At 66.0% G+C, this 18,678-nt stretch carries 17 protein-coding genes and 1 other RNA gene; 5 read left to right on the top strand and 13 right to left on the bottom strand.

Features of this window, described 5'->3' with window-relative positions:
• Nucleotides 1-173 precede the first annotated feature (173 nt).
• Nucleotides 174-1,463: a glutamate-1-semialdehyde 2,1-aminomutase gene (gene hemL / locus ACD584_RS10770; protein ID WP_076037125.1), complete on the bottom strand. Its 1,290-nt coding sequence runs from the start codon at nucleotides 1,461-1,463 to the stop codon at nucleotides 174-176.
• Nucleotides 1,464-1,771: 308 nt separating this feature from the next.
• On the opposite strand from hemL, the gene ACD584_RS10765 reads away from it, so the two are divergent.
• Nucleotides 1,772-4,945, top strand: coding sequence for a TonB-dependent receptor domain-containing protein (locus ACD584_RS10765; protein ID WP_175611676.1), 3,174 nt, complete (start codon nucleotides 1,772-1,774; stop codon nucleotides 4,943-4,945).
• Between the two features lie 769 nt (nucleotides 4,946-5,714).
• On the opposite strand, the gene thiE is transcribed toward ACD584_RS10765, so the two are convergent.
• Complete coding sequence (gene thiE / locus ACD584_RS10760) at nucleotides 5,715-6,338, bottom strand: thiamine phosphate synthase (protein WP_076037122.1); 624 nt, start codon at nucleotides 6,336-6,338, stop codon at nucleotides 5,715-5,717.
• Between the two features lie 23 nt (nucleotides 6,339-6,361).
• On the opposite strand from thiE, the gene ACD584_RS10755 reads away from it, so the two are divergent.
• Nucleotides 6,362-6,601, top strand: a complete 240-nt coding sequence (locus ACD584_RS10755) for a rubredoxin (RefSeq protein WP_161962035.1) — start codon at nucleotides 6,362-6,364, stop codon at nucleotides 6,599-6,601.
• 97 nt (nucleotides 6,602-6,698) lie between these two features.
• Here ACD584_RS10755 and ACD584_RS10750 read toward each other — a convergent pair whose 3' ends face one another.
• From ACD584_RS10750 to ACD584_RS10715, 8 genes are all read right to left on the bottom strand, one after another.
• Nucleotides 6,699-7,580 (bottom strand): SirB1 family protein, encoded by an 882-nt coding sequence (locus tag ACD584_RS10750; RefSeq protein ID WP_014508844.1) that lies wholly within the window; start codon nucleotides 7,578-7,580, stop codon nucleotides 6,699-6,701.
• Between the two features lie 40 nt (nucleotides 7,581-7,620).
• On the bottom strand, nucleotides 7,621-8,070 hold the full coding sequence (locus ACD584_RS10745) for a DUF192 domain-containing protein (protein WP_076037121.1): 450 nt from the start codon (nucleotides 8,068-8,070) through the stop codon (nucleotides 7,621-7,623).
• Between the two features lie 131 nt (nucleotides 8,071-8,201).
• Nucleotides 8,202-8,849 carry a ribose-5-phosphate isomerase RpiA gene (gene rpiA / locus ACD584_RS10740; RefSeq protein ID WP_014508842.1) on the bottom strand — a complete coding sequence of 216 codons (648 nt, stop codon included), beginning with the start codon at nucleotides 8,847-8,849 and terminating at the stop codon, nucleotides 8,202-8,204.
• A 101-nt stretch (nucleotides 8,850-8,950) separates the two neighbouring features.
• Nucleotides 8,951-9,421 carry an EVE domain-containing protein gene (locus tag ACD584_RS10735; RefSeq protein WP_042597592.1) on the bottom strand — a complete coding sequence of 157 codons (471 nt, stop codon included), beginning with the start codon at nucleotides 9,419-9,421 and terminating at the stop codon, nucleotides 8,951-8,953.
• Nucleotides 9,418-10,008 (bottom strand): 5-formyltetrahydrofolate cyclo-ligase, encoded by a 591-nt coding sequence (locus tag ACD584_RS10730; protein WP_076037894.1) that lies wholly within the window; start codon nucleotides 10,006-10,008, stop codon nucleotides 9,418-9,420. The genes ACD584_RS10735 and ACD584_RS10730 overlap by 4 nt, the downstream gene beginning before the upstream one ends.
• A 278-nt stretch (nucleotides 10,009-10,286) precedes the next feature.
• Nucleotides 10,287-10,470: non-coding RNA, 6S RNA (gene ssrS, locus ACD584_RS10725), on the bottom strand.
• A gap of 97 nt (nucleotides 10,471-10,567) precedes the next feature.
• Complete coding sequence (locus tag ACD584_RS10720; RefSeq protein ID WP_076037120.1) at nucleotides 10,568-10,864, bottom strand: cell division protein ZapA; 297 nt, start codon at nucleotides 10,862-10,864, stop codon at nucleotides 10,568-10,570.
• Nucleotides 10,861-11,082 carry a TIGR02449 family protein gene (locus ACD584_RS10715; protein ID WP_011038363.1) on the bottom strand — a complete coding sequence of 74 codons (222 nt, stop codon included), beginning with the start codon at nucleotides 11,080-11,082 and terminating at the stop codon, nucleotides 10,861-10,863. The genes ACD584_RS10720 and ACD584_RS10715 overlap by 4 nt, the downstream gene beginning before the upstream one ends.
• Before the next feature lie 235 nt (nucleotides 11,083-11,317).
• Between ACD584_RS10715 and ACD584_RS10710 the strand changes: the two genes are divergently transcribed.
• The 3 genes from ACD584_RS10710 (at nucleotide 11,318) to ACD584_RS10700 (ending at nucleotide 14,117) form a co-directional block, all read left to right on the top strand.
• The gene (locus tag ACD584_RS10710; protein ID WP_076037119.1) at nucleotides 11,318-11,860 is read left to right on the top strand and encodes a YecA family protein; all 543 of its coding nucleotides are present in this window, start codon (nucleotides 11,318-11,320) and stop codon (nucleotides 11,858-11,860) included.
• Between the two features lie 12 nt (nucleotides 11,861-11,872).
• A complete protein-coding gene (locus ACD584_RS10705) occupies nucleotides 11,873-13,207 on the top strand; it encodes an aminopeptidase P N-terminal domain-containing protein (protein ID WP_076037118.1) in 1,335 nt (444 codons plus the stop codon).
• Nucleotides 13,208-13,439: 232 nt separating this feature from the next.
• Nucleotides 13,440-14,117: a type III secretion system effector protein gene (locus ACD584_RS10700; RefSeq protein WP_337998632.1), complete on the top strand. Its 678-nt coding sequence runs from the start codon at nucleotides 13,440-13,442 to the stop codon at nucleotides 14,115-14,117.
• A gap of 237 nt (nucleotides 14,118-14,354) precedes the next feature.
• On the opposite strand, the gene pepQ is transcribed toward ACD584_RS10700, so the two are convergent.
• From pepQ to ACD584_RS10685, 3 genes are all read right to left on the bottom strand, one after another.
• A complete protein-coding gene (pepQ, locus tag ACD584_RS10695; RefSeq protein ID WP_076037117.1) occupies nucleotides 14,355-15,680 on the bottom strand; it encodes a Xaa-Pro dipeptidase in 1,326 nt (441 codons plus the stop codon).
• Between the two features lie 197 nt (nucleotides 15,681-15,877).
• Entirely contained in the window at nucleotides 15,878-16,222 is a 345-nt protein-coding gene (locus ACD584_RS10690) for a PilZ domain-containing protein (RefSeq protein ID WP_040940723.1), read from the bottom strand.
• Complete coding sequence (locus ACD584_RS10685; RefSeq protein ID WP_076037116.1) at nucleotides 16,219-18,651, bottom strand: DUF1631 domain-containing protein; 2,433 nt, start codon at nucleotides 18,649-18,651, stop codon at nucleotides 16,219-16,221. Before ACD584_RS10685 ends, ACD584_RS10690 begins: the two co-directional genes overlap by 4 nt.
• Nucleotides 18,652-18,678: the final 27 nt, after the last annotated feature.

The raw sequence follows: 18,678 nt of genomic DNA, 5'->3' as shown, positions 1-18,678 counted from the left end.
AACACGATGAAGCAGCGGCGACGGCGCGGTGATCACCGCGAACGGTGAGATCGGCTGCACTGCGCTGCTTCGTGGGTCCCCACCCATGCCCATCCCTTGGCACCTGTCAGCAAGGTATGACAGCCACAAGACAAAAGCAAAGGTGGGACCAGGTCACAGCCGCGCGCCCGGGCTCAGCGCATGACGTCGGCAAATGCCTCGCGTGCGGCGGCCAGGGTCGCCTCGATGACGGCCTCATCGTGGGCGCTGGACAGGAAGCCCGCCTCGTAGGCCGATGGCGCCAGATACACGCCCTGCTGCAGCATCGCGTGGAAGAAGCGGTTGAAGGTGGTCACGTCGCAGGCGGTGGCCTGGGCGTAGTTCTCCACGATCTGGTCGGTGAAGAACAGCCCGAACATGCCGCCCACCTGGTTGGTGGTCACCGCTACCCCCGCGGCGCGGGCGGCGTCTTCCAGGCCTTCGCACAACAGGCTGGTGGTCTCGCTGAGGCGGGCGTGGAAGCCCGGTTCCTGCACCAGTTGCAGCATCGCCAGGCCCGCGGCCATTGCCACCGGGTTGCCCGACAAGGTGCCGGCCTGGTAGATCGGGCCGGCCGGGGAGATCTGTTCCATCAGGTCGCGGCGGCCACCGTAGGCGCCCACCGGCATGCCGCCGCCGATGATCTTGCCGAAGGTGGTCAGGTCCGGGGTCACGCCGTAGTGCGCCTGTGCGCCGCCCAGCGCCACACGGAAGCCGGTCATCACTTCGTCGAAGATCAGCAGCGCGCCGTGGCGGGTGCACAGCGTGCGCAGGTGCTGCAGGTAGCCGGCCTGCGGCGGAATGCAGTTGGCATTGCCGACCACCGGCTCGATGATCACCGCCGCCACTTCGGCGCCGATCTCGTCGAACAAGGCGGTGGCGCCTTCGAAATCATTGAAGCTGAGCGTGGCGGTGAGCTCGCTCAGGCCTGCCGGCACGCCTGGCGAGGTGGGCACACCCAGGGTCAGCATGCCGCTGCCGGCCTTGACCAGGAACGAGTCGCCGTGGCCGTGGTAGCAGCCCTCGAACTTGACGATGCGGTTGCGCCCGGTGGCGCCGCGCGCCAGGCGGATCGCCGACAGCGTGGCTTCGGTGCCGGAATTGACCATCCGCACCATTTCGCAGGACGGCACCAGCCGGGTGATGGTTTCGGCCATGGTCACCTCTGCCTCGCAGGGGGCGCCGAACGACAGGCCATCGCGGATGGCGCGTTCCACCGCTTCGCGCACGGCCGGGTGGTTGTGGCCGGCAATCATCGGCCCCCACGAACCCACGTAGTCGATATAGCGGTTGCCATCCACGTCGAACAGGTACGCGCCGTCGGCACGCGCGACGAAGAACGGCTCGCCGCCCACCGACTTGAACGCACGCACCGGCGAGTTGACGCCGCCGGGCATCAGGTTCTGCGCCTGGGAAAACAGGGCGTGGGAGCGGGAGTGGTTCATGAGCGCAGATCCTTGAGTGGTGCCGGTGGGGCGTCGGCACCCGGAGCGGGGCGACGCGCCGGCCATTGTCAGGCTTCGGCCGCCCGCCGCCTACCCACCAAGGCCATCCCTACCCGTTGCGGCCAAATTTCCGGGCAGGTGCGCTGCCTATTATCGAATGCGACAGCGGCCGCGACGTTTGGGCATGAGCTGATGGCGGCAGGTCATTGGCGAGCGGTCCACGTCTTCACACAGTGTTTCTGGCAACGCCGCGTCCGGCGTTGCCACGTTGGTCGCCTTGCGACCGTTTCAAACCCCGGGGAGAGAGCATGAACCGTAGTATCCAGAGACGTGCCTTGGCAGTGGCACTGCTCGTTGCACTCGGCGGCGCGCAAGCGCAGTCCACCACCGGCAGCATCGTCGGCAGTGTCGGCGAAGGTGTCGGCACCACCGTACTGGTCGAAAACAACAGCGGCTTCAGCCGCGAAGTGCCGGTAGACGCGCGCGGCCGCTACACCGCCGGCAACCTGCCGCTGGGCACCTACAAGGTCACCGTCAAGCGCGATGGCGCGGTGGTGGAAACGCGCGAGAACGTGGGCATCACGGTGGGCGCCAATACCGATGTGTCGTTTGCTGCCGCGGGGAGCGGCGTGCAGACGCTGGATAGCGTCACCGTCAACGCCGCCAGCCTGGCCACCATCGACGTCAGCAGCGTGGACACCCGCACCGTGGTCACTTCCGAGCAGCTGGCGCAGCTGCCGCTGGGGCGCACCGCCGAAGCGATCGCGCTGCTGGCGCCGGGTGTGGTGGTCAACAGCGGCGGCTTCGACAACGGCCCGCTCGGCGGCTCGCTGCCCAGCTTCGGTGGCTCGGCCGCCAGCGAGAACGCCTATTACCTCAACGGCTTCAACACCACCGCCATCAGCAACAACCTGGGCGGCCTGACCCTGCCTTACGGCGCCATCGACCAGCAGGAAATCTTCACCGGCGGCTACGGCGCGCAGTTCGGCCGCTCCAACGGCGGCGTGATCAACCAGATCGGCAAGCGCGGCACCAACGAGTGGAAGTTCGGCGCCGCGGTGATCTGGGAACCCAACGGCCTGCGCACCAACCAGCGCGACATCTATTGGCGCCCGGATGCACAGGCCGGCACCGTCAACAATGCCGCATACCGCTATGCGCGTGCAGCCAACGGCCTGTACCAGCCCTCCAGCGAAGCCGAAGCCAACCAGACCACCTACAGCGCCTATGTCGGTGGCCCGATCATCCAGGACAAGCTGTTCTTCTTCCTGGCCGCCGAGCAGGTGGATTCCGACGGCACCCGCACCGCGACCAACCGCGACTCGGACAACGGCCGCACCGGCGGCCTGACCGACTACGACTACAAGCAGAAGCGCTGGTACGCCAAGGTGGACTGGAACATCACCGACAACCACCTGATCGAGGTGACCGGTGCCAGCGATGAAGCCGAAACCAACGGCGCCATCTACCGGTACGACTATCTGGCGCGCGAACGCGGCAGCTACTTCACCAACGAATCCACCTGGAAGACCGGCCCAACGCTGTTCACCGGCAAGTACACCGGCTACATCGGCGACAACCTCACCGTGACCGCGCTGTACGGCAAGATGCGCACGCCCGATGAACTGACCGCCTTCAACTACGACCCGGCCGGCGGCCCGGTGATCAATAGCGCCGCGCTGCAGAATCCGGCCTACACCGGTGGCACGCCGCGCATCGGCAACCAGCTGGTGACCTCGGTCAGCTCGCCCGACCGCGAGTACAAAAAAGACAACCAGCGCCTGAATCTGGAATGGCGCGTGGGCCACCACACGCTCAACTTCGGTATCGACAACCAGAAATCCGAAGGCATCGACGTCGGCTCGGTACTTTCCGGCCCCGGCTACGCGTGGACCTACGGGCAGACCAACGATCCGAACGGCCTGGCGACTGGCGGCCTGGTCAGCCAGTCGGCCAACGAGGCTGGCGGCATCGGCGCGCCCAGCCCGGGCCTGGTCGATCCGGTCAACGGCTCCAGCGGCTATTACGTGGTGCGCAACATCAACACCAGCCTGTACTCCTACGAGGCCAAGCAGCGCGCCTACTACATCGAAGACAAGTGGCAGGTCACCGACAACCTGTTGCTGAGCCTGGGCCTGCGCAAGGACGAGTTCACCAACTACACCCCGTTCGGCGACCCTTATATCGAAGTCGACAACGCCTGGGCGCCGCGGCTGGGTTTCAGCTGGGACGTCAACGGCGATTCCAGCCTGAAGGTGTTCGGCAACATCGGCCGTTACTGCCTGGGTCTGCCGTTGTCGGCGGTGAGCCTGTTCACGCCGGCCACCACCACCGACACCTACTACACCTACAGCGGCATCAACGCCGATGGCACGCCGGTGCTGGCGCAGCAACTGGGGTCGGCGGTCTCGGCCAATTCGCGTTTCGGCCGCATCGCCGATGTGCGCACCGCCGTGGTCAAGGATATCGAGGGCGAAAACCAGGACGAAATCATCCTGGGCCTGAGCAAGCAGCTGGACAGTGGCTGGGTGTTCGGCGTGCGCGGCACGCACCGCCGCCTCAATGCCGGCATCGACGACCAGAACTACGACGTCTCCAACACCGCGCTGATCGATGCCGCCGCCGCGCAGGGCGTGACCATCGACTTCTCGCAGGTGGCCGGCGCCTCGCTGATCAACCCCGGCCAGACCAACAAGTGGGGCGTGATCGGCACCGATGGCCAGTTCCATGAAATCTCGGTCAGCCGCGAGGCGGCCGGGTTCCCGAAGTTCAAGCGCAACTATTCGGCCGTGGAGTTCAACCTGGAGCGCCCGTTCGACGGCAAGTGGTACGCCAAGGTCAACTACGTGTGGTCGCATAGCTACGGCACCACCGAAGGCCAGGTGCGTTCGGACCTGTGGCGCACCGGCGGCGCGTTGGGCAGCTACCAGGGCCAGGCCTCGGTCTCGACCACGCAGAGCTGGGACCACGCGGCGCTGATGGAGCACTTCAATGGCGATCAGTCCAACGATCACCGCCACCAGTTGAAGCTGTTCGGCTTCTATCAGTTCACCCCGCAATGGGGCGCGTCGGCCAACTTCAGCCTGATCTCGGGCGCACCGCACAACTGCCTGGGCAATTACTACGGCACCGAGTACAGCGGTCGCGATCCGGCCGGTTACGGCGGCAGCGCGATCACCGGTGGGCCGTATCACTACTGCTACAACCCGGAAACAGGCACCGGCAGTGCATCGCCGCCGGGCTCGCAGGGCCGCCTGGGCTGGATCGCCCAGCTCGACATGGGCGTGACCTACAAGCCGGCCTTCGCCGACGGCAAGCTGGCGCTGCGCTTTGATGTGTTCAACATCACCAACGAGCAGACCGCAACCAACATCTACCCGTTCTCGCAGTTGCCCGACAACACCACCAATCCCCTCTGGGACCAGGTCGTGGCCTACCAGGCGCCGCGCTCGGGCCGGGTGACGCTGAGCTACGACTTCTAATTGCGTTAGGCGACGGAGGCAAAACCAGCAGCGACGCGTAATGGCACGCGTCGCTGCTTTTTTTTTGCGCGGTATGGGGCTCTGACCAGCTTCAATCGTCTGAATAAGACGCGCGACGCGCGCGACTTTTTTACCGGGTCGACCAACGTTCTGGGTCGGCGAGGGCAGCGCGTCCCCGGCCCACTGCGCTGTTGCCTGCATCTATCCGACGCGACGACTCGATCATTCGCTTGTCTCGAGTGGGGTGGATGATGCGGATAGATCACTTGCAGAGCGGTTGATCTGCGGTTTGGCTGCAGGGCCCTTGCCCGCCTACCATCGCGGGACACGGCGCAAGTACGTCCATGTAGCCTCTTACGCGGCATCCATGCCGCGTAAGGTCCCGCGACGGTAGGCGGGCAAGGACCAGTCGAGATGGTCGGTATGCATGGTTGCCAGCAGGGCATGACGCGCTTTTAGTTCGTCAGCTAGCGTGTTCTGCGAACCATGCCAGCAAGCCTACGCAACTTGCGAGGCAGCCAGCTTTTGATCCGGCTACCGACCAACGTCCTGGTGCGGTGTCCTCGCCGATTGCGGGACTGTGTGGCGGCATGGATGCCGCCACCGAGCCTCAACGGGCGGACTCACGGTGTGTCGCGCGGGCGGTGGGGGCACCGCGCACGCGACGCATCTGGCGTTTCAAGCCAAGCACTGCGGCGAAAGAGATCTTGCTGTCTTGAAACGGATGACACCGCTGAGATAAAAATCTCAGCGCTTCACACTCGTTGCGCTACTGCGCAAATCCTGCGCGATACGCCTGCACTGCGGCGACCGGGTCCGCCGCCGCATACACGCCGCTGACCACCGCAATCAAGTCGGCGCCCGCAGTCACCAGCTCAGGCACCTGCGGAGGCGTGATGCCGCCGATCGCTACACGTGGCAATCCCAACGCAGCGGCCTCGTGCAGTAACGCAGGCGTGGCACGGCGCGTGGTCACCTTGGTGGTGGTGGGGAAGAACGCCCCAAACGCCACATAGTTCGCACCGGCCGCCGCCGCTGCGCGCGCGCGTTCGATCTCGTCGTAGCACGACACCCCGATGATGGCCGAGGCGCCTAGCAACGCGCGCGCTGCCGCCACCTCGCCATCGTCTTCACCCAGGTGCACACCGTCTGCGCCCACCTGCTGCGCAAGTGCCGCGTCGTCGTTGATGATCAATGGCACGCCATGCGCGGTGCATGCCGCGCGCAGTGCGGTGGCCTGGGCCAGGCGCAGCGCTGCATCGGCCTGCTTGTTGCGGTATTGCAACCAGGTGATGTGCGGCAGCAGCGGCAACGTGCGCGCAAGCAACTGCGCGGTGTCGCGGGTGTCGGGGGTGATCAGGTAGACGCCGCGGGCGTTTTGGAGGGTCGGCATGGCAGCGCTTCCGAAAGCGGTGGGTGGGATGGGACAATGCAGCCCCACCGTTGCGTGACCGCGATTATCCGATGAGCGAGACATCCACGACCACCTACCGCACCTGGATGTGCGTCGTCTGCGGGTTTCTCTACCACGAGGCCGACGGCATTCCCGAAGAAGGCATCGCACCGGGCACCCGCTGGGAAGACGTGCCCGACAGCTGGACCTGCCCGGACTGCGGCGTCACCAAGGAAGATTTCGAGATGGTGGAGATCGACTGAGCCTGCATGCGCAGCGCCGCAAGGCGTCTGCGCAACCGGCCTGATGCTGCCTGCGGTGCCCTGCAGCGCTGAGCAGTGCGTAGTGCGCAGTGCGTACCTAGTGCGCGCGCGAGCGCTGGCTGTTCAATTCCACCAGGTGCTCATGCAGGCTTGCGGCGTCCTGCGCGCTGGGGTGCAGCTGCAGGTAACGCGCCAGGTCGTGGCGGGCGCCGCTGCGGTGCCCGAGGTGCAGATACGCCATCCCGCGATCGCGCAGCGCTTCGGGCTGGTCCGGCACCAGCTTGAGAATGCGGTCGGCACTACGGGCGGCGCGGTCCCAATGCTCGGCATCGGCGTAGACGCCATGCAGGTTGCGCAGGATGCGGATCAGGATCGCCCGGTGCGGCGCCGGGTCCAGGATCTGCGCCAGTGCGCGGTCGTCGGGGATTTCCCCGCCCAGATGCGGGCGCGCGCGTTCGCGCAGCTCGTCCACGCCCAGCGGGCGGCCGCCGTTGAACGGGTCCATCACCAGCACCCCGTCGTCTACCGGCAGGCGCACCAGGAAGTGCCCTGGGAACGACACCCCGGCCAACGGAATGCCCAGCCGGCGCGCGACTTCGATCTGCACCATCGCCAGCGAAATCGGGTTGCCCAGCCGGCGCTCGAACACTTCGTTGAGGTAGCTGTTGCGCGGGTCGTAGTACTCGTCGTGGTTACCCGAGTAGCCCAGCTCGTCGAACAGGTAGCGGTTCACCGCGGCCATCTTCAGCGGCCACAGATCGATTGCGTCGACCTCGCGCCGCAAGTGCTCCACATGGCTTTGCACGAGCGTGTCATACAGCTCGGCGTCCAGCTGCGGATACTCGTCGCGCGCGATCAGCAGCGCGGTGGACATCAGCGGCACCGCGTCGTCGTCCAGGCTGGCGAGCGCGGTCCAATGGGGAAGTGGGAGCATGTCGACCATGACGACAAGAGTGTCGGCAAGCGGCGCGGGGTTCAAGTCCGGCACTTCCTGACAGGAGACACCACATCGCTGTGAATCACTTCAGCTTGGGAATATCCGGGCTGAAAACAAGCTCGGCCCCGTCACGCAGGTCGAGCTTGGCGGCCTGGCCGGCGTTGAGCTCGAGCACGTAGCGCGCCGGTTGCTTGCTGGGGTAGGGCGGGCAGGCATCGCCGGCCGAGCACGGCGGCACGTCGCGCTGTTGCGACACCAGCCGGCGCTGGTTGTCGAAATACAGGATGTCCAGCGCGATCTTGGTGTTCTTCATCCAGTACGCCTGCGGCGTCTGGCTGTCGTGGATGAACAGCATGCCGTGGTCTTCCGGCATGGCATCGCGGAACATCAGCCCTTGCGCACGGTCGGCATCGTTTTGCGCCAGCTCCACGCTGTAGCGGGTGCCGGCCAGCTCCACCCAGGAACTGCCGGCACTGGCGCAACCGCTGAGCGCCAACAACAGGGCCAGGCCAAACAGATGGAAAAGACGCATGGGCGATGCACCGCTGGAGGGGGAGCGCGCACCTTCTGCCAAGCGCCAGCGTGCGTCAAGCCGGTTCGGCCATCGCACGGCTGTGGCCGCAGCCTGTGGTGTGCCCAGGCTGCGGCCGCATGCGGCTGTGCTTACAGCACGCGCGGTGGCTCGCCGCCGACGATCACCACGTCGGCCGGGCGGCGCGCGAACAGGCCCACGCAGACCACGCCGGGAATCTGGTTCAAGTTCCGCTCCAGCGCCACCGGATCGGTGATGTGCAGGTTGTGCACATCCAGCACCACGTTGCCGTTGTCGGTGACCACGCCGTCACGCCAGACCGGCTGCCCGCCAGTGAGCGCCAGGATCTGCCGGGCCACCAGGCTGCGCGCCATCGGGATCACCTCCACCGGCAGCGGGAAGTTGCCCAGCACCGGCACCTGCTTGCTCGGGTCGACGATGCAGATGAAGCGCTCGCTCGCCTCGGCGATGATCTTCTCGCGCGTGAGCGCCGCGCCGCCACCCTTGATCAGGCAGCGGTTCGGGTCGCACTCGTCGGCGCCATCCACATACAGCGACAGCGTGCCGGTGTGGTTGAGGTCCAGCACCTCGATGCCGTGCTGGCGCAGCCGCGCGGTGCTCTGTTCCGAGCTGGACACCGCACCCTTGATGCGATGGCCGATGCGGCCGAGTGCGTCGATGAAATACGCCACCGTCGAGCCGGTGCCGACCCCGACGATCATGCCGTCTTCCACGTAATCGATCGCCTTCTCGGCGGCCAGGCGTTTTGCTTCGGACATGGGTAAGAGCTCGGGATTAGGGAATCGGGATTGGGGAATCGCAAGAGCGGCTGGGCTGAGCCGGGATTTGCAAATCTCAAATCCCGAATCTCTACTCCCGGCTACTCCATCGCCAGCAGCAACTTCCACTGCGCTGCGGTCACCGGCAGGATGGAGAGGCGGTTGCCGCGTGCGATCAGCGGGAAGCCGTCGCCCAGGGCATCGGCATGCTGCTTGATCTCGTCCAGCGCGATGGTGCGTTTGAGTTTGCGCTCGAACGCCACGTCCACCAGCATCCAGCGCGGGTCTTCGCGCTTGGCCTTGGGGTCGTGATAGTCGGATGCCGGATCGAACTGGGTCTCGTCCGGGTAGGCGGTGCTGGCCACCTTGGCGATGCCGACAATGCCCGGCACCTTGCAATTGGAGTGGTAGAAGAACACTCCATCGCCGACCTGCATGCCATCGCGCATGAAGTTGCGCGCCTGGTAGTTGCGCACGCCGTTCCACGGTTCGGTGCCAACGCGTTCCAGGTCATCGATGGAAAACGTGTCCGGCTCGGACTTCATCAGCCAATAGCGCTTGCGGGCAGTCATGCGGGAACGGTGTCGTCTTTCAGGAAGGTGGCGTGTTCGGTGCAGATGGCATCCACCGGCACGTCCCAGGTGGCGACGGGCAAGGCGGGAACCTGCTGCGCGGCAAAGCCCACGCCGACCAGCCAGGGCGGCGGCGCCTGGCGATGCCGGAACGCGAAGCTGCGATCATACCAGCCGCCCCCCATGCCCAAGCGCCCGCAGGCGGCGTCGAAGCCGGTCAACGGCGTCACCACCAGGTCCATGTCTTCCGGGCCCAACGTGTCGGCACGGTCCACGTCTGGCTCGGGGATGCCATAGCGGTTGCTGACCAGGCCCTGGCCCGGCTTCCACGGTGCAAAGCGCAGCACGCGCCCGTCCAGCACCGGCAGGCAATAGCGCACGCCTGGTGGCAGGCTCAGTTGCCAGCGGTGCAGCGCGATCTCGCCATCCATCGCCCAGTAGCCGGCCACCGCGCCCTGCTGCGGTGCAAACGGCAGCGCCAGCAAGCGCTCGGCCAGCGCGTCGGCGGCGGCGAGGCGTTGCGCAGCCGGCAGGCTGCGCCGCGCGGCACGTAATTGCTGACGCAGCGCATCTCGGTCGTCGGACATCGTGATCTCGGCGCAAAGGGAAGAGGCATTGTCGGCCGCGGGCGCGCGCATGCCTAGCTGCGCGGTGCTGCGTGGATAGCCGATCGCAGCGTGCCGCGTGGAGGTGCGGTCGGCGGTCGCACCCGGTTGCGGGAGTGCGAGGCGGCGCAGGCCACGTGATTCGCCGGAGCGCATTGAACACCAGTGAGTGCGTCACCACATCGCGGAGCGCGTGCGCCCGTGACATTGGACAACGCACAAAAAGAAACGACGCCCGAAGGCGCCGTTTCAGAAAAATTGCATTCTCCGCCATGACGATGTGTGCGAAACGACCTTGAACCCGGGGTTCAAGTGGGGACGTTGTGAGGCCATCGGGCTTCCCGCTACAAGGCGGACTTGCACTCCCGGCTTCGTCGCGCCCCCGTGGTCGTAATTAAGGGACAAGGCGAATGTTTTGCACACCGTCGTTCACAGCAGAGAACGCAGGTGAATTATAGACCTCCGCGCCCCGATGGCTAGCCCATTCGTCGGTAATGCGTTCCTGGAGATTCATATTTGCGATGACAGTGCGTATTGCACTTCAACGCGGTGTATCGATCACGCCATCTAGACGCCGATTCATGCTGTCCAGCGTGTTGGTGAGCTCGCGTTCGTACACGGCCTGCTGCTCGCGCAACTGCTGCAACTCATGCGCCAGATTCAACGCGGCCAGCACCGCGACCCGATCCACCGCCGCCATGCGGTTGCTGCCGCGGATCTCGCGCATGCGCAGATCCAGCAGGCGCGCGGCGGCGGTGAGGCTCTCGCGTTCCTCGGCGGTGACGCCCACCGTGTATTCACGATCCAGAATACGGACACTGACCGGCTCGTTGCTCACGTGTGCTGCTCCAGTGACTTCAATCGCACGATCATGGCCTCAACGCGCGAGCGTGCCTGTTCGTTCTTGGTCAGCAACTGCGCGCGCTCGCCGATCAACTGTTCCTGTTGGTGGCGCAGGCTGCGGTTTTCGTCGGTGAGCCGCTGGGTGCGCTCCACCAACGCCTCCACACGGGCGGCGAGTGCGCGGAGCTGGGCGAGGGCGGCGGCGTTGTCCATCCGCCCACGATAGGGGCGCGTGCGCGCGCCGGTCAAGCGCCTGCATGCGCCGGCCGCAAACGCCGCAATCGCAGCCGCCGCAAGGGCTGGCGCAGCGTTGACGGCCCACCGGACCCGTCGCGTGGAACGCGGCATGGAACATGGCAGTGGGGCGAGCGGCGGGTGCCTTGGTACACTGGGCAGTCATATCGCCGGCCCTGGGCCGGCATCTTTTCGACTCAGCCTGGATGACCTGATGGATCTGCCCGATGTAGCCGCTGTGCAACACGAAAGTCGCCAGTTGGACCTGGCTTACTCCGCGGCGGAACTGCATGGCGGCCTGTGCGGCTGGCTGTCCGGCGGCGGCGCCGACAGTGCCGACTGGCTGGCGCGCATCCTGGCCGACACCGCGCAGGTGGCCCCCGCGCAGGGCGGCGCCCTGGACCAGATGCGGCAGGCCACCGTGGCGCAGCTGGAAGACCGCGACTTTGCCTTCGAACTGCTGCTGACCGAAGACGGCGCGCCGCTGCCGGCCCGCACCGACGCGCTGTTCGACTGGTGCCGCGCGTTTCTGGGCGGGTTTGGCCTGGCGGCGCAGCAGCGCCCGGCACTGTCCGAAGAAGGCGAAGAAGCGCTGCAGGATCTGGCCCGGCTCGCGCAGGCGTCCAGCGACGACTTCGATACCGCCGAGGAAGACGACACCGCCCTGGCCGAGATCGAGGAATTCGTGCGCGTGGCGGTGCTGTTGCTGCATGGCGACTGCGTGATGGGGCCGCGTTTTCGCCAACGCCTGAACTGACCGCCGCACGATATGAAGAAGCTCACCGGCATCGGCGCAGCCGAGTATGCGCGCCGACGCAAGCAGCTCATGCAGATGGCCGGCGAGCAGGCCATCCTGATCCTGCCGGCGGCACCGGAGCGGGTGCGCAGCCACGACACCCATTACCCGTACCGGCAGGATTCGGATTTCTGGTACCTGAGCGGGTTTCCGGAACCGGAGGCGGTGCTGGTGCTGGTGCCGGGGCGCAAGCACGGTGAGGCGATCCTGTTCTGCCGCGAGCGCGATGCCGAGCGCGAGGCCTGGGACGGCCCGCGCGCGGGCCAGGAAGGTGCGGTGGCGCAGTACGGCATGGACGATGCGTACCCCATCGACGATGTCGACGAGATCCTGCCCGGCCTGCTGGAAGGACGCAGCCGCGTCTACTACCACTTCGGCCGCGATGTGGATTTCGATCTCAAGCTGATCGGCTGGCTCAAGCGGGTGCGCGAGCAGGTGCGCCATGGCGCGCAACCGCCGCATGAATTCCTGGAGTTGGGGCATCTGCTGCACGAGCAGCGCCTGTTCAAGTCACGCGACGAAATCGCCTTGATGCAGCAGGCCGCCGACATCAGCGTGCGTGCGCATCGCGCGGCGATGCAGTTGGCACGCCCGGGCCTGCACGAATATCAACTGCAGGCCGAGATCGAACGCGAATTCCGCGCCGCCGATGCGTGGCCGGCGTACGGCAGCATCGTCGGCACCGGCAGCAATGCCTGCGTGCTGCATTACCGCGCCAACAACGCGCGCAGCCGCGATGGCGAGCTGGTGCTGGTGGACGCCGGCGCCGAATACCGCGGCTATGCGGCCGACATCACTCGCACCTTCCCGGTCAACGGCCGCTTCAGCGCGGCGCAGCGTGCCCTGCACGATCTGGTCGGCGCCGCGCAGGCGGCCGCCCTGGCGCAGGCACAACCGGGCATTGCCTACGAGGCCGGTCACCTGGCGGCGGTGCAGACACTGACCGAAGGGTTGCTGCGCCTGGGGCTGCTCAAAGGCACGCTGGAGCGCAACCTTGCCGAAGGGCACTACAAGCGCTTTTATCGGCACAAGACCGGCCATTGGCTTGGCCTGGATGTGCATGACGTTGGCGAGTATCGCCTCGCGGGCGAGTCACGCCTGCTGGAGCCGGGCATGGTGTTCACCATCGAGCCTGGGTTGTATGTCTCGGCCGACGATACGAGCGTGGACGCCAAGTGGCGCGGCATCGGCATCCGCACCGAAGACAACGTGCTGATCACCGCCGACGGCCACCGCGTGCTCACAGATGCCTTGGCGCGCAGCGCCGACGAAATCCAGGGGGCGATGGCTGGAGGAAACCGGGAATAGGAAATGCCAATGGAGAGCGGTGGTTGTGCTAGACGCACGTGACTGCAGACAAACTCTCAATCGATGAAAGTTGTTTTCAATGTCTGAAAGCAGTGTCGTGCTGATCGGCTGATTTCTGGCGATAGGTTGACCGATCGAGACATGAGTGTATCGAGATTTTCACCAATCGTTTTGCGCTTGAAGTAACAAGTCGAGATTTTTCGCATTTTAGTTTCAATCTTCGCCTGCCGGGATGAGGTGCTTTCCGACGTCGGATTGTTTGACTCCCCCGAAGGTTGAATTGACTATGACAATATCGACGCGGCATCCGACTATTGAAATAAATCGCTATCGCAGCGCGGATTACCCGGATCGGGTGGATGCTGCCTTGGCCAAGATTGAAAGTACTCCCTCAGGGAATCACTTGCTTGAAGGTTTGAAGCCTTTGGCTGCGCGTGGAAAAAAGGTCTTGCTCAATGAGTCGCCTCCCTGGAATCCTGCTCCAAGCGCAGGTGCGGTGTTTACCGATAAACAAAGAAGAAAATACGGAGAGCGTGAATCGGAAGGTGAGGCTGCTGTAGAACTTGGCCTCATCACAAAAGGTCGCTTCTGTAAGGGCGAAGGTACCAACGCAACAGTGAACTGGAGCCCTGGTGTTGGTTTGATGGTCGATAGTGAAGGCCGTCCCCAGGGGCAAAGTTCCGAATATGCAGAACAGGCATTTGTGGGGCTTGCGCACGAGTTGATTCATGCAAAGCACATCATGTCAGGAGACTTCAAGCACGGTGGTGACCGTCTTGATCCGAAAAGTAAGTCTGGCAAAGAAGAGCTGCGTGCAACTGGGCTCGGAAAGTATGCTTCAGAGCGTGTTTCCGAAAACAGTATTCGTGCGGAGAATGGTCTCCCGATAAGAAAGCATTATGCCGGTTAAGGATAGCCCGCCTGCGCCCGCAACCTCCGTTGCGGGCGCAGGCGGGTTGCAAAAGCTGATCGTCTGGCACGAACTGGCAGGGGTTGGACGATGTGCTGTGGGTGTTACCGGCATGTAGCGGCCGCTGCCCACACAAGATTCAGCGCGATCTGGCTATCGCGCTATTGAATGGGAGCATCGTAATCGATGCTGTCGGAATATCAGGCACCGACTCGCGTACGGACTGATCCTTGATGGTCACGGCGCCGCAAACACCGGGCGGGTGAGGTTTTCCGGTGCGCCGTCGGTGCAGACCACTTCATCTTCGATGCGGATGCCGCCGTACGGCGCGAACTGCGCCACGCGGTCCCAGTTCACGCTGGCGGCATGGCCGTTCTTCTTGACCTCGTCCAGCAACATGTCGATGAAGTACACGCCGGGCTCGATGGTGACCACCATGCCCGGTTCGAGCACGCGGGTCAGGCGCAGATACGGGTGGCCGTCCGGGCGCTCGATGCGCCCGCCGCGATCGCTGGCTGCAAACCCGGCCACGTCATGCACCTGCAGGCCGATCAGGTGGCCGAGGCCATGCGGGAAGAATGCGGCGCTGACGCCGGTGGCCAGCGCGGCTTCGGGCGAAACGGTGATGATGCCGAAGTCGTGCAGGATGCCCATCAGCGACAGGTGCGCGTCCACATGCAGTTGCTTGTAATCCACGCCGGCACGTACCGCATTGCCCATGCGCAGCTGCGCGGCATCCACCGCATCGATCAGCGCCTGGAACTCGCTGCCGGCATCGGCGGCGTAGGTGCGGGTGATGTCGCTGGCATAGCCATGTGCCGAGGCGCCGGCATCGATCAGAAAGCTGCGCAGTGGCTGCGGCGCCTGCCGGCCGAGTTCGGTGTAGTGCAGCACCGCACCGTGTTCGTTGAGCGCGATGATGTTGCCGTACGGCAATTCGTTGGCGTCCTGGCCGACTGCGCTGCAGTACGCCATGTGGATGCCGAACTCGCTCTGGCCCGCGCGGAACGCAGCCTCGGCGGCGCGGTGGCCACGCACCGCCAACTGCTGCGCCAGCCGCATCACCGCCAGTTCGTACGGTGTCTTGAAGGCGCGTTGATAGTCCAGGAAGTCGAGCACCGCGGCCGGGTTGCTGGGCACGCACGCGCCCAGCGCACTGGCGGCCTCGCCCAGGATGGCGCAGCGCTCGGTGCGGGCGGGCAGCAGCGGCAATGCGGCCTCCGGCGTGCGGATGATGTGGATGTCGCAGTGCTCCACCCACCAGCCGCTGGGCGCATCGGGCACCACGTGCCAGTAGTCGAACGGCTGATAGAAAATCACCGTCGGCCGCTTGCCGGGCGTGTAGACCAGCCAGCTGTGCGGCATGCGGGTAAGCGGCACCCAGGCCTTGAACTGCGGATTGACCGCAAACGGGTAGTCGCGGTCGTCGAACAGCTGGTAATGCGTGGTGCCGCTGGGAATGACCAGATGATCGAAGCCGCCACGCTGCAGCGCCTGGTCGGCGCGCGCGGTGAGCGTGCGCAGGTGGTCGGAATACAGGACGCTCAGGGATGGCTGGGTCATACGGGCTCGATCGCGTTGCAAGGCAATGCGCAATTTTGCCGCAATCGTTGTGAGGCTGTCCTGGTGCGGCGAGCGTGAGCTGCGCTGGGGAAGTTGGTTGCGTGCTGCCGCCAGCGTGGATCTGCCTGCCGCGACCCGCTCACCTGCGGCGTTGCAATTCTGCGCGAACGCGGCGGGCGTCGTCACGCCCCTGGGCGCTAGACCAGATGCTCTTCCGCAATCCAGGCGCGCAGGCGCTGGCGGTGCGGCTCGGACATGGTCAGGAAACGGAAGCCAGCCCAGGCCCGGCCTGGCGCGTGCGCCGCCTCGGACCACAGCAGGTGCACGCCGACGTCGATTTCGGTGGCGCGGCCGGCGCGCTCGGGCAGGGCGAACCGCAGCTGGTACAGCGCATCGTCGTGCAGCGGTACCGAGGCCAGCAGCAGCATCCCGGTTTCCGAAACATTGCCCAGCCGGCCAATCTGCGCCTCGCTGAGCATGTCGGTGACCGGCACCAGGTCGGTCGGCTGGCGGCGTGGGGCGCGGCGGGTGTCCTGGATCATGCGCGCGCCTCTGCGTCCGCTGGAGTGGATTGGCCGGCCAGCGTGCGCAGCGTGCGCACAGTGGCGTGCCAGGCACGATCGATCAGCCGCGATTTTTCTTCGACCAGCAAACGCACCTGGCCGGCGGCCATCAGCCGTGCCAGGCCGTCGAGCGAATGGTCGGCCACTTTCTGCCCGCGTTGATTGACGAACAGCGCGTGGTCGGTCATCGGGCTGTACCAGGACAGCCGCTGCCGGCGCAGATCGCCTTGCTGATTGACCACGAACTCGAACCAGGTGCCGAACGGCAGGCTGCGCAGCTGCGTGTAGCAGGCCTCTTCCTCCGGGGAACGCGGCACTGCGTTCTGCTTGCGCGCCGCGCTGTCGCCTTGATCGCCCAGGCGCGTGCGTGCCTTGAGCTTGGCGGTCAGCTCGGTGCGCGAGGTCAGCGCGTCCTCGCCGCCGGGCGTGGAAAGGCGGCGCGCAATCGCCGCCGCTTCATCGCCGTGGTAGCCCACCTGCAACAGGGCGGCTTCCACCTCGCTGCCCAGCGCGGTATCGGTGGGTTGATCCTTGGTGCGGCAGGTGACCTCGGCGATCCGGGCGGTCAGCGCCTGGCGCTCGTCCCATTCCGGCGACTGTTCGCCCTGGCGCAGCAGGGTGAGCGTGAGCACATCCGACCAGGCCTGGCGCAGCAGCGATTGCACAAAGCGCGGAGGCGGAGCCGCGTCCTCGCAGACCTGTTCGATACGCGCCTGCGCCTGCTGCTTGGCCGATTCCAGCCGTTCCTTGCCGCGTGCGGCGTCCACATGGCGCCGCTCGGCCACCTCGGCCTTGCGGGCCAGCGTGCGCAGATGGCTCTGGATGTCCTCGTTGGCGGCGGCGAACACCGCTTCATCGCCCTGGTAGGTATGCACGATGCTGTCGACCGCAGTGCCCAGTTTCTGCAGTAGCTGCGGGTCGACGTCATCTTCGCCCAGCCACACGGCGCCGGACTCGGCCACGGTGTTGAGCAACTCGCGCACCGGGTGCTGGTCGCGGACGAAGAAATGCGCATCGGCCAACGCGGCGCGCACGACCGGTACCTGCAACTTGGCCAACAACGCCTGCGCCGGGGTCTGCTCACGCACCTCGCGCTGCATCTGCGCGTACAGCAGGCCGAGCAGGTCGAAGGTGTCGGTCTCCTGCGCCGACAGCGCGGCCTGCGGCCCGTGCTGGGCCCGCAGCACGTCCAGCAGCTGGCGCTGGATTGCTTCGATGCCAACTGGTGCAGCGGTCGGCGCGGCGGCAGGCGCAGCCATGGCGCCTTGCAGGCTGGCCAGTGCCGCGTTGAGCGCGGCCTTGGGCACGGCGGTAGCAGGCGGCTGCGCGCTGGCGGAGTGTCCGGCGGCCGCCGCTGCGGCGGTCATGGCGCCTGGCTGCGCGAGCGACGACGAGGGCGTTTGCCTATTGCCTGCCTGCGCTGCACCCGCCTGGCCCTGGCGCGCGGACGACATCAGCCCGCCGAGCGCCTGCACCGCATCGGCCAGCGCCGGTGTGGTCGCTTGATCCTGCGCTGCAATCGATGCCGGCGACGACGCTGCGGACGGTTCAATCAAGGCGCTCTGCCAGGCGGTCGGCGCGGCCTGGCCGCTCCACCCGGTGGCTGGCCGTGACGCCGGCGTGTGCTTGCCCGCGCCCGCGTCCTTGGTCATGCCCTGCGCAGCAGGAGCGGACCGGCGGCTTTGCACCTGTGTCGGCTTGACCAGATAGGGGTGATAGATCAGCCCCGGCAGGATGCCTTCGTGGGCCAGCGTGGCGTTGATGCGCTCGAACAGATCGCCCAGGCGCTCGATCACCTGGCGTTCGAACACGCGATACAACGTGAGCTGGCCGTCCAGACTCAGGCCCAGCGTCTCACCGCAGTGGCGCAATACCCGGCACAAGGCCCAGGGACCCAACGGCACCGCTTCCAGTTCGAATTCCGGCACCGCGCCGACCACCGCCAAGCGCTGCGCCAGCAACTGCAACACACCGGCACGTCGCGCGGTTTCGCGGCGCGCGATGTCGTTGAGCACGATGTCGCGATCGATGTCGGTGTCTTCCACCAGCGTCAACATCTGCGGATGCGTGGGCGCGTCGGCCACTGGCGCAGCGGCCTTGGACGCACGCAGTTCGGCCAGCGCCTGCGCCAGGTGGTGCAGGAACGCCTGCGGAAACCGCTCCACATGCTCGCGCAACCCGCGCATCTGCGCATACGCCTCGGCCTGCTGCTGGCTGTTACGGGCGAATTCGGCTTGGTGCAGCAGTTCGCGCTCCAGCTCGACAATGGTCAGTCGCAGCGGGCCGCCCAGGGTTTGCGCGCATTGCGCATGCACGGCGGCCAGCAGGCGGCGGCCACGCGCAGACACCGGGGCGTCGGCAATCGGGCCGGTGAGGGCGTGCGGCAGGGAAGAAGCGGGCGTGGACATCCGTGCAGGGCTCGTTTCGAAGCGTGA

The sequence above is a fragment of the Xanthomonas sp. NCPPB 2922 genome (assembly GCF_041520885.1).
In the GTDB taxonomy this organism is placed as follows: Bacteria; Pseudomonadota; Gammaproteobacteria; order Xanthomonadales; family Xanthomonadaceae; genus Xanthomonas; species Xanthomonas campestris.
This window is presented reverse-complemented; position numbering and strand designations above follow the sequence as displayed.

Excerpts from the sequence above, each read along its gene's own strand:
- ACD584_RS10765 (WP_175611676.1), top strand. The coding sequence starts at position 1,772 with ATGAACCGTAGTATCCAGAGACGTGCCTTGGCAGTGGCACTGCTCGTT.
- ACD584_RS10745 (WP_076037121.1), bottom strand. The coding sequence starts at position 8,070 with ATGCGTCTTTTCCATCTGTTTGGCCTGGCCCTGTTGTTGGCGCTCAGC.
- ACD584_RS10710 (WP_076037119.1), top strand. The coding sequence starts at position 11,318 with ATGGATCTGCCCGATGTAGCCGCTGTGCAACACGAAAGTCGCCAGTTG.
- ACD584_RS10690 (WP_040940723.1), bottom strand. The coding sequence starts at position 16,222 with ATGATCCAGGACACCCGCCGCGCCCCACGCCGCCAGCCGACCGACCTG.
- ACD584_RS10705 (WP_076037118.1), top strand. The coding sequence starts at position 11,873 with ATGAAGAAGCTCACCGGCATCGGCGCAGCCGAGTATGCGCGCCGACGC.
- hemL (WP_076037125.1), bottom strand. The coding sequence starts at position 1,463 with ATGAACCACTCCCGCTCCCACGCCCTGTTTTCCCAGGCGCAGAACCTG.
- thiE (WP_076037122.1), bottom strand. The coding sequence starts at position 6,338 with ATGCCGACCCTCCAAAACGCCCGCGGCGTCTACCTGATCACCCCCGAC.
- ACD584_RS10685 (WP_076037116.1), bottom strand. The coding sequence starts at position 18,651 with ATGTCCACGCCCGCTTCTTCCCTGCCGCACGCCCTCACCGGCCCGATT.
- rpiA (WP_014508842.1), bottom strand. The coding sequence starts at position 8,849 with ATGTCCGAAGCAAAACGCCTGGCCGCCGAGAAGGCGATCGATTACGTG.
- ACD584_RS10735 (WP_042597592.1), bottom strand. The coding sequence starts at position 9,421 with ATGACTGCCCGCAAGCGCTATTGGCTGATGAAGTCCGAGCCGGACACG.
- pepQ (WP_076037117.1), bottom strand. The coding sequence starts at position 15,680 with ATGACCCAGCCATCCCTGAGCGTCCTGTATTCCGACCACCTGCGCACG.
- ACD584_RS10700 (WP_337998632.1), top strand. The coding sequence starts at position 13,440 with ATGAGGTGCTTTCCGACGTCGGATTGTTTGACTCCCCCGAAGGTTGAA.
- ACD584_RS10715 (WP_011038363.1), bottom strand. The coding sequence starts at position 11,082 with ATGGACAACGCCGCCGCCCTCGCCCAGCTCCGCGCACTCGCCGCCCGT.
- ACD584_RS10730 (WP_076037894.1), bottom strand. The coding sequence starts at position 10,008 with ATGTCCGACGACCGAGATGCGCTGCGTCAGCAATTACGTGCCGCGCGG.